General features: G+C 43.4%; 8 protein-coding genes. 4 read left to right on the top strand and 4 right to left on the bottom strand.

All coding sequences use genetic code 11. The annotated features are described in order from the left end of the window. Nucleotides 1-200: 200 nt before the first annotated feature. Nucleotides 201-674 carry an ABA4-like family protein gene (locus QUB35_RS00040; protein WP_333138172.1) on the bottom strand — a complete coding sequence of 158 codons (474 nt, stop codon included), beginning with the start codon at nucleotides 672-674 and terminating at the stop codon, nucleotides 201-203. A 276-nt stretch (nucleotides 675-950) separates the two neighbouring features. Between QUB35_RS00040 and QUB35_RS00035 the strand changes: the two genes are divergently transcribed. After that, nucleotides 951-1,961: a leucine-rich repeat domain-containing protein gene (locus tag QUB35_RS00035; protein ID WP_333138170.1), complete on the top strand. Its 1,011-nt coding sequence runs from the start codon at nucleotides 951-953 to the stop codon at nucleotides 1,959-1,961. A 396-nt stretch (nucleotides 1,962-2,357) separates the two neighbouring features. Here the strand turns inward: QUB35_RS00035 and QUB35_RS00030 are convergent, their stop codons facing one another. After that, nucleotides 2,358-2,522, bottom strand: coding sequence for a hypothetical protein (locus QUB35_RS00030; protein ID WP_333138168.1), 165 nt, complete (start codon nucleotides 2,520-2,522; stop codon nucleotides 2,358-2,360). Further along, nucleotides 2,474-3,973, bottom strand: coding sequence for an NAD(P)/FAD-dependent oxidoreductase (locus tag QUB35_RS00025; protein ID WP_333138166.1), 1,500 nt, complete (start codon nucleotides 3,971-3,973; stop codon nucleotides 2,474-2,476). The genes QUB35_RS00030 and QUB35_RS00025 overlap by 49 nt, the downstream gene beginning before the upstream one ends. Nucleotides 3,974-4,043: 70 nt before the next feature. On the opposite strand from QUB35_RS00025, the gene QUB35_RS00020 reads away from it, so the two are divergent. Continuing rightward, complete coding sequence (locus QUB35_RS00020) at nucleotides 4,044-5,735, top strand: hypothetical protein (RefSeq protein ID WP_333138164.1); 1,692 nt, start codon at nucleotides 4,044-4,046, stop codon at nucleotides 5,733-5,735. A gap of 9 nt (nucleotides 5,736-5,744) precedes the next feature. On the opposite strand, the gene QUB35_RS00015 is transcribed toward QUB35_RS00020, so the two are convergent. Next, nucleotides 5,745-5,978: a hypothetical protein gene (locus QUB35_RS00015; RefSeq protein ID WP_333138162.1), complete on the bottom strand. Its 234-nt coding sequence runs from the start codon at nucleotides 5,976-5,978 to the stop codon at nucleotides 5,745-5,747. A gap of 110 nt (nucleotides 5,979-6,088) precedes the next feature. Between QUB35_RS00015 and QUB35_RS00010 the strand changes: the two genes are divergently transcribed. Then, nucleotides 6,089-7,084 carry a pentapeptide repeat-containing protein gene (locus QUB35_RS00010; RefSeq protein ID WP_333138160.1) on the top strand — a complete coding sequence of 332 codons (996 nt, stop codon included), beginning with the start codon at nucleotides 6,089-6,091 and terminating at the stop codon, nucleotides 7,082-7,084. 91 nt (nucleotides 7,085-7,175) lie between these two features. Continuing rightward, nucleotides 7,176-8,507 carry a serine/threonine-protein kinase gene (locus tag QUB35_RS00005; RefSeq protein WP_333138158.1) on the top strand — a complete coding sequence of 444 codons (1,332 nt, stop codon included), beginning with the start codon at nucleotides 7,176-7,178 and terminating at the stop codon, nucleotides 8,505-8,507. The last annotated feature ends 153 nt before the right edge of the window (nucleotides 8,508-8,660 follow it).

The raw sequence follows: 8,660 nt of genomic DNA, 5'->3' as shown, positions 1-8,660 counted from the left end.
ATCGAGGATTGTAGGGGCGGGTTTCACCAACAATAATTGCCTAAAACCCATAATTTCATAAACCCGCCCCCACCCAACGGTAAACCGCCATCTACCTCTTTCAAAATACAAGGAGCGGGTTTAGCTACGATCTATATTCTTATTGATATCTTGCGCCATTCTTAGGAACGAACGGGCCAGAGAGCCCGTTCCACAATACATCAATTTTCTTGGGGGTGGGCTCCAGAACCGGCCCCTGAAAGACTTTCCGAACTCGGAAAAAACCTTTGAGTAATCCAAGCAGTTACAATATGAGAAAGCAATCCCATCGGCCCCGCAAAAAAACACAAAGCCAAAGAATGAACCGTCCAAACTCCTGTCCGCTGTCCTTCCCAATAAATCCAGCGCCCGACAAACAAGTCCATCACTAAAAAATGTATCCATCCCGTAGCCGCCGCCGTTTCCTCCCCCAGAAACTTAGCAATATCTGCTAACTTGGGATTCGACAAAGCAGCCGCATTTTCCGCAGTCAGACTGCTACCAAACAAATATATGTACAAAACGGCGAGCACTGCAAACGGAATGAAGGAATTCATCACTTTTCGGGTAATTCCCCAGTTTGGTAATAAAATCATAATTGCCCAGAAAGGCACAACGAACAGATTACCGGCATTAAAAATTAGTTCTGGTGTCATAGTTGGCTCTTGGCTCCTGCGAAGGCAATGCAATTAAGGATGTTAAGATTACTTTACACAATTTTTGCTGAAATTTCTCAAAACCCGAAAAAAATCTCATTCACAAATGGAATAGAATTGCTATACTTATAGCCTTTCTCAGTAACATGAGGTGCTCATCGGGCATCGGGCATCGGGCATCGGCATAGGACTCACCCCATACCTCACCACGTTTGAGAACCGCTATATCTAAAATTTCAAATATCCCATCTAAAATCGATTAAGGCAGCACAGCCCATGACAACCTATAATAACTTTTCCGATTGGTGCAAGCAGAAACAAAACATCTCTCCCGGTGCCAAACATACCGTAGACATACTGTTGCAAATATCAGAGACTTCCGAGTGCGATCGAGCTAACGAACTGCTTTCTAATACAACAGAACTTAACCTCAAAAATCTTCAAATTACCGATATCAGCCCCCTCTCATCTTTCACTCAACTTACTAATCTCATCCTCGGCAGTAATCAAATATCTGACATCGCTCCCCTGCAATCTTTAACTAACCTGAAAGCTCTGGTTATAGATGTCAATCAAATATCAGATATCCGTCCGCTTTCATCTCTAATAAATCTGAGTATACTCGTTCTCGATACCAATCAAATCTCCGACCTCACTCCCCTAGCAGTTTTAACTAATCTTACCGCACTTGTCTTGTTTGACAACAAAATTTCAGACATCACTCCGGTGCAAAATTTAACTAACTTAAATGCACTGATTCTCTACAAAAATCAAATTTCCGATCTCGCTCCTCTGGCAAATTTAACTGAACTCCAGACACTCTACCTTTACAATAATAAAATATCGGATATCACCCCGCTGGCTTCCTTGAAAAATCTCAAAACGCTGTTTCTCTTCGGAAATGAAATATCTGACCTGACTCCGCTGGCTTCTCTAACTAACTTAAATAAATTGGTTTTATTCCAAAATAAAATATCAGATATTAGTCCTTTGACATCGCTCACTAATTTAATTGAACTCAACCTCGGTAACAATCAAATATCAGACATCAGTCCGCTGAAATCCTTAACTAATTTGACTGAACTTTATTTGTTCAACAATCCGATTTCGGATAGCAGCGCGCTACAAGCTTTAAATAATTTATTTTTACTAGACTTGTACAACAATCAAATCTCTGATATCAGTTCCCTGCAATCGTTGCAAAAGTTAACTACACTGGACTTGCGCGGTAATCCCATAGTTAATAAAATTTGCCCTGTCAATCCTGAATCTATATGCCGGTTTTAATTAATTATTAAGGTCGAGGCAAGATGGCGGTTTATAGAGTATAATGTCAAAGGTAAATATCAGGAGAAAGTGATGAGCGGACACGATGCTTTGATGTTAGGATTGCTGCTGTTGCCAGGTTTGGCTTTGTCGATCGCAATTATGGGCGCTTTTGCCGCTGGTGGATAATCAGTTTTGGCAGCAGGCAGATTTTGTAAAAAGTAGTTTTTTCCTCGTTTTCCTCGTTCCCTGGCTCTGGCTGGGAACGCATTTCACTATTGCTCTGCCTCCTGTTTTTTTGCCAGCGAGGCAGAGCCTCTGGATCTCGGTTCCCAGCCAGAGGCAGGGAACCAGTTAATTTTCCTTCTTCCTTCTTCCTTCTCCCTTCTTCCTTCTCCCTGACATCCGTTACATCCGTTACATAATCCGTTGCCGAACTTCCTTCTTCCTGACATCCGTTACATCCGTTACATCCGTTACATCCGTTACATCCGTTACATCCGTTACATAATCCGTTGCCGAACTTCCTTCGCTTACAAAAATTGTGCTGTCACATCGGAATTTACCAAAGTATTCGCGCACAAAATACCCGATGCTGCGACAGCGGGTACGCCAATTCCCGGCATGGTGCTGTCTCCCACTCGATACAAGCCTTTGACTGGTGTTTGCGGGCCGGGAAATGTGCCTTTTCCGGCGGCAATTGCAGGCCCGTAAGTTCCTTGATATCGGCGCAAAAATCGGGCGTGGGTTAGCGGTGTGCCGATCGACTCTAAGACTATCCGCGATCGCAAATCGGGTATAATTTTTTCTAAAGCTTGAAACAGAGATTGCGATCGCTCTTGCTTTTTCTGCTGATACAATTCGCCATATTCCCAACCTTCGTAAGGTTCCAATGTATAAGCGTGAACGGCGTGATGTCCGGGCGGCGCGAGACTTGTATCCCACACTGTAGGAATCGAAATCATGCAAGTATTTCCGGGTACTGTAATGTCAATCTTGCTGTCGTGAACGACGACGTGGTGGCCGGTTAAACCTTCGAGTCCTTCGGCTTTAATTCCTAAATGCAGGTGCATGAAACTGTCTACTGCTGGCATCGACAAAGCGCTTTTTCTGTAGCTTTCCGGCACATCTTCAGGCCGCAGTAACTTTGTATAAGTATCCCAAATTGTGGCATTTGAAATAACAATTGGGGCGCGAATAATTTCGCCATTTTTCAAGCGAACGCCAGTGGTTTTGCCCGCTTCAACTAATATTTGCTCGACGGGAGATCCCAGGCGCAATTTTCCTCCCCAGCGCTGCAAACCTCTGACTAAAGCATCGACGATCGCACCGCTGCCACCTACAGGATATTCGATCGCACAGCGCGATCGTTCGCCAATCATAAAAGCTATTTCCGGGGCGACAGTTCCGTGCGCTTTCAAACCCGACAGTAAAAAGCACTCCAAATCGATCAAACGCCGCACCCAAGGATCGCGCACATCGCGATCCATCAAGGAACCTGCTGAACCCGCGATCGCACCTACTAGCGGCAACAGCTTCAGCAAAGCAGGCGAGTACCGAGACAGCAAAACAGGTATCAACTGCCAGTCGGATCTCAGCGCTAAAGCCGGGATTCCACGCAAAGCTTCATACAAAACTAATAAATTTTGTTGAAATTGCTGCAATTCTACAGCACCTTGCGGTGCGAACTTAGCTACAGCATCTAAGTAACTTCTCGCATCAGCATAAATCGGTAAACTACCCTCTGGAAAATGGTAGTGCCCCAGCGGATCGTAGGAAATTGCTGCGATCGATTCCTCTAAAACATCAAAAACTTGCCGCAAAGGATTGAACGACCGGGGGTCAGTCAAACCGCAATAAAAAGAAGGCCCCGAATCAAAGTGAAATCCCCGGCGCGAAAAGCTGTGGGCTGCCCCGCCCGCTATGATGTGGCTCTCGCAGACGAGAACCCGCTTGCCGTAGCGGGCTAGCATCGAGCCTGCGACTAAGCCCCCAATACCGCTGCCAATTACGATCGCATCAAAGTCTTGCATTTATCAAATGTGGTATAATTGTATTATTTCTTGCTGAGTGTTGACAGGGTATTTTTATGGGAGGAAAACTATGAAAGCTTTATCTATTTTAGATGAAGTTGTTCGCGAATTAGAACAAGACGTGAATCTCTCGCGCATTAAAAAAATAATATTTTTTGCTTGTAAAGAGTTGTGGGAAAACGACCCCGCCCAACTCGCCAGCGCCGATGTAAGGATTTTAATCGAAGAACTGTGCGCCAAATACAGCAGGTTAGAAGATATTGAAGCTGTTTTAAATAGTATAGTCTCTAAGGTTAATAAAAAAACCGAGTATGCTTTAGTAGCAGACCTCATAGTCTGTCAACTTAGCAGGCTGTATGAATTTGAAGACTTCACCAAATTAGAAATAAACATATCTAGTTTTGGCGGTCAGGAAGCTCCCGCATTTGACGATCACTTTAGTTCGGAAATACCCAGCAGCGAAGAAAGGACAAGAAACCCCGGCCCTTTATTTGATGTCAGACAAAAAATTTTGCAGCAAACAAATCCGCTGAGGGCGAAAATCCTAATTTTTTCGAGTCTTTATCACGAGTTCACTTTTAGCGATCGCGACTGGCTACTGCTGAAAACTCAAGAACTTGACACTCTGCTGCGACAACTGTTTAATGTCTGTGGCAGCCTAGCCGAACTGGAATCTCATTTATACAGAACTGCTAGCAATCTCGACAACAGAGATGAAAACGATCAAGCTGCGAGCGTAATCATCAAAGCGATGAATCCTTGTTACGCAAAAATGCAACAGGAAGAATCCTATGAAGCCGAATCTTCGGCTAGTGAAGATTACGATCAGACACATTTAAACAACAGTGTTTATGAAGAGAGCGAGATGGTGGACAGGCGCACCGATTATTTTGATCCAGGCGAGATTACTCACATCCTTCAAGCTGCTCCACCTCACTATCATTATGACCCCCAGAAGAGTTACTTAGTGCCGGACACGGCAGAAAATCTACAGTTTAAAGAACCCGAAACCAGCAATAATTATGCTACCGAGTTCAGACCGGAAATCGTAGAAACCTTCCCCGTTGCAGAAATGCCGACTATTATCGAAATTTTAGAACCGGCGGCTCCTGTTATTATAAATATTAGCGATTCCATCAAACGAAAGTTGGGATTGGAAGAAGAAATGACAGAATTAGTCAGTCAAAGTGCTAACTCCGCAACGGCGCAAATAGAAAATATATTCACCCAGTTAGAAGCTGCTTTGAACGGAAAAATTTCTACGGGAAGTGTAGAGGAGCGTTTGTACTGGAAATATAAAAATCTCCGAGAGTATGTAGGAAAAGTTCAGAAGTTTACCGATAAATTGCTGGAAATTTTGAGCGAATTGGAGTCAAAAGAAAGCGGGAAATATCCTTCTGAAAGCACAGAAAACTTGGTTGACAATATTTCAGACATCCCGCAGGAAAACTCGAGCCATAAAGCAAATCAGTATCAGCTTCTGGAAATGGCAAAACAAGGCAAACCAAAGGCGATCGCCCAATTGATTAATCAATTGCTACAGCCTAAAGGAATTGCTGCTACAGTAGGATTTAAAGACGGTTGGCTCCATGTGATTCTGGAGTCGGCTGAAGTACCAAACCAACAGGCTACAGCTACCTACATTCACAAAAAACTGTGTACTTTAAAATCCAAATATCTTACTCATGTGAAAATTCACGGGCGACAGTTAGGCAACAAAACAGTCTTTTGGACTCAAGAATTTGTCAATCAAACTCATTAAACGCTCGACTCAAGTCTGGGGTGACACAAACGGGAGCATCTCATATTTGTAAAAATACTTCTTCTGGCTCCTTCCTTCTTCTGGCTCCTTCCTTCTTCCTCTTTCCTTCTTCCTCTTTCCTTCTGCCTCCTGCCTCCTGCCTCCTGCCTCAAAACTCCAATTTCTAGCGGAGGGCTGCAAAGGTGAGATGCTCCCGACACAAACTAAGTCGGCCTGCGTCAACTGAAATTCAAGAAATTTCATCAAATTTCTCAGACTCAAGTCTGGCGCTACACAAACTAAGTCCGCCTGCGCGAACAGAAATTTAAGCAGCCTAGAAATAGCAGATTGTACCTAATTAACAACAAAAAAATATGAATGCCAGCGAAATTTTAAGGCGATATACATCAGGAGAACTAGATTTTCAAGGTATGAATCTCAGAGGGGTATACCTGAGCGGTGCCGATTTAATTGGCGTCAATTTAAGTAATGCTGACCTCTGGGGTGCAAACTTAGCGATGTCGTACCTGAGCAGAATTAACCTTCAGCGCGCAAATTTAACTAATGCAAAGCTGTGCGGTGCTAACTTAAATCAAGCGAACTTGAGCGGAGCAAATTTGTCTGATGCAGACTTCCACGGAGCGACTTTGCAAGGTGCAGACTTTCGCAAAGCCAACATCTCTTTGGCAGTTTTTATTGATGCAAATTTGAGCGATGCAGATATGCGAGGTGTGAATTTGCAAGGTGCCGATTTGCGCGGGGCGTGCTTGCGGGGTGCAAATTTGCGGAAGGAGGTGCGGATTTTTGAGGGTGCAAATTTGCGGGGTACAAATTTGCAAGGTGCCGATTTGCGGGGCGTCAATTTGCAAGGTGCCGATTTGACTAAAGCTAATCTCAGTCACGCGAATTTGACAGAAGCATCTCTGGGGGAAGCAAATCTGACTCAGGCGAATTTGAGCGAAGCTATTTTAGATGGCATATTTTTGACTGAAGCAACTTTGGTAGAAACAAATTTTTCTTGGGCTGTAATGACAAATGCTAAGTTGGAAAGAGCTGTGTTAATTGATGCTGAATTTGCTGGCGCTAACTTGCGGGGTGCATTTCTTCCTGATGTTAAGTTGAGCAATGCTAATTTAGTTATGGCTGACTTGAGTCGCGCTAATTTGGTGCGGGCTGATTTGAGTCGAGCTAATTTGAATCAGGCAAATTTGAGTGAAGCTGATCTGACTGATGCTTACCTGGCTAGAACAGATTTTCGGGAGGCAATTTTGCACCGCACAAATTTGATTAGGGCAGATTTGAGCACTGCTAATTTAACGGGTGCTCAGTGGCGCGGTACAATTATGCCGAATGGAGAAATCCACGGATAATTACTTGTACTAGCAATTTAACGCTGTCGGCAAAATAGTTAATTTAATAGTTAAGGAAATTTCATATATTTAAACAAAATAGGACTAGGCTGTGTTAAATCCCGGAAAAATTTTACAAGAACGTTATCAATTGCAACAGCGTTTAGGACGCACAGCGGCCGGTCATCAAACTTGGCTAGCAGTAGATTTAGAGTCTCAAGAACAGGTGACGCTGAAAATGTTAGCTTTTAGCCCGGAAATGCAGTGGGAAGAACTCAAGCTTTTTGAAAGAGAAGCACAAGTTTTGCAGGCGCTAAATCATCCCCGCATTCCTTGCTATCGAGATTATTTTTCCCTGGAGCGGGAAGCCGGAGCAGGATTCCCTTGGTTTGGGTTAGTGCAAGATTATATTCCGGGGTTTTCGCTTCAGGACTTTTTAGAAAATGGTCAGCATTTTTCAGAAAAACAAGTACGAAAAATTGCCACTGAAGTGCTAGAAATTTTAATTTATTTGCATGAATTGAGTCCCCCGGTTTTGCACCGAGATATTAAGCCGAGTAATTTAATTTTGGGGGAAAATCAGCAGGTTTATCTAGTAGATTTTGGTGCGGTACAAGCTCAAGCGGCGGTGACAGGTGTAACGTTTACAGTGGTAGGAACGAGTGGCTATGCACCCTTAGAACAGTTTTGGGGGCGGGCGGTGGCGGCTTCGGATTTGTATGCTTTGGGAGCTACTTTAATTCATTTGTTAACGGGGGTGACTCCTGCGGATTTGCCACAGAAAGATTCTCGGATTCAGTTTAGCGATCGCGTGAGTGTGAGTCCTAGTTTGGTAAGCTGGATTGAGAAGATGACGGAAATCGCGTTAGAAAAGCGTTTCAGCGAGGCTAGAGAGGCTTTAGCAGCTTTGAAATCGGGAAACATACAAGGGGCTAATCTTCAAATTGAGACTGTGAGGAAAATTGCTAAACCGCGTCACAGTCGCATTCAAGTTAGCAAATCAGCGACCGAGTTAAAGATTAAAATTCCGTCTCGTTTAGTCAGAAAGCCTTTTTCAGGTGCTTTTATAGGAATATTAACTATACTGCTATCTTGGCCGATAGTCTTAGCATATTTGCAAGTAAATGTGACTATGGGATTAGGATTTTTTCCGCTTATAGCAAGTATCTTAGTTAAGATTTTGGGCAATGGTACTAAAATTACCTTTAACCGGAACTACTTTAAACTGGAACATCAGATATTTGGTTGGAGTTATTTAGGACAAAGGGGGGAAGTTTCTGAGATTTTGGGTGCTTTTCTATACAATACTTATCAGGGAAATGAAATCAGGATTCGTTCAGGTAACGAGAGGGGAACTTACTTTTATACTTTAGCAACAAATTTGAAAGAGGTTGAGGCGGCTTGGTTAGCGCAAGAAATTCAAGATTGGTTAAATTTAAGATAAATTTTTGTAGGGCGAAGCCTTGGTGATTTTTTTTTGTATAATAGACATTTCCCAACTCAAAATGGGTGACGCGCTCACTTAGGATCGCGAATTAAATAACTTACAATTTTAATTGTTATTGTGGGATGGGCGTCCCGCCCGTCCAAAAAGGAC

The sequence above is a fragment of the Microcoleus sp. B13-B6 genome (assembly GCF_036705405.1).
Classification (GTDB): domain Bacteria; phylum Cyanobacteriota; class Cyanobacteriia; order Cyanobacteriales; family Microcoleaceae; genus Microcoleus.
This window is presented reverse-complemented; position numbering and strand designations above follow the sequence as displayed.

Coding starts and splice junctions, on each gene's coding strand:
- QUB35_RS00025 (WP_333138166.1), bottom strand. CDS start 3,973: ATGCAAGACTTTGATGCGATCGTAATTGGCAGCGGTATTGGGGGCTTA.
- QUB35_RS00015 (WP_333138162.1), bottom strand. CDS start 5,978: ATGAAATTTCTTGAATTTCAGTTGACGCAGGCCGACTTAGTTTGTGTC.
- QUB35_RS00010 (WP_333138160.1), top strand. CDS start 6,089: ATGAATGCCAGCGAAATTTTAAGGCGATATACATCAGGAGAACTAGAT.
- QUB35_RS00035 (WP_333138170.1), top strand. CDS start 951: ATGACAACCTATAATAACTTTTCCGATTGGTGCAAGCAGAAACAAAAC.
- QUB35_RS00020 (WP_333138164.1), top strand. CDS start 4,044: ATGAAAGCTTTATCTATTTTAGATGAAGTTGTTCGCGAATTAGAACAA.
- QUB35_RS00040 (WP_333138172.1), bottom strand. CDS start 674: ATGACACCAGAACTAATTTTTAATGCCGGTAATCTGTTCGTTGTGCCT.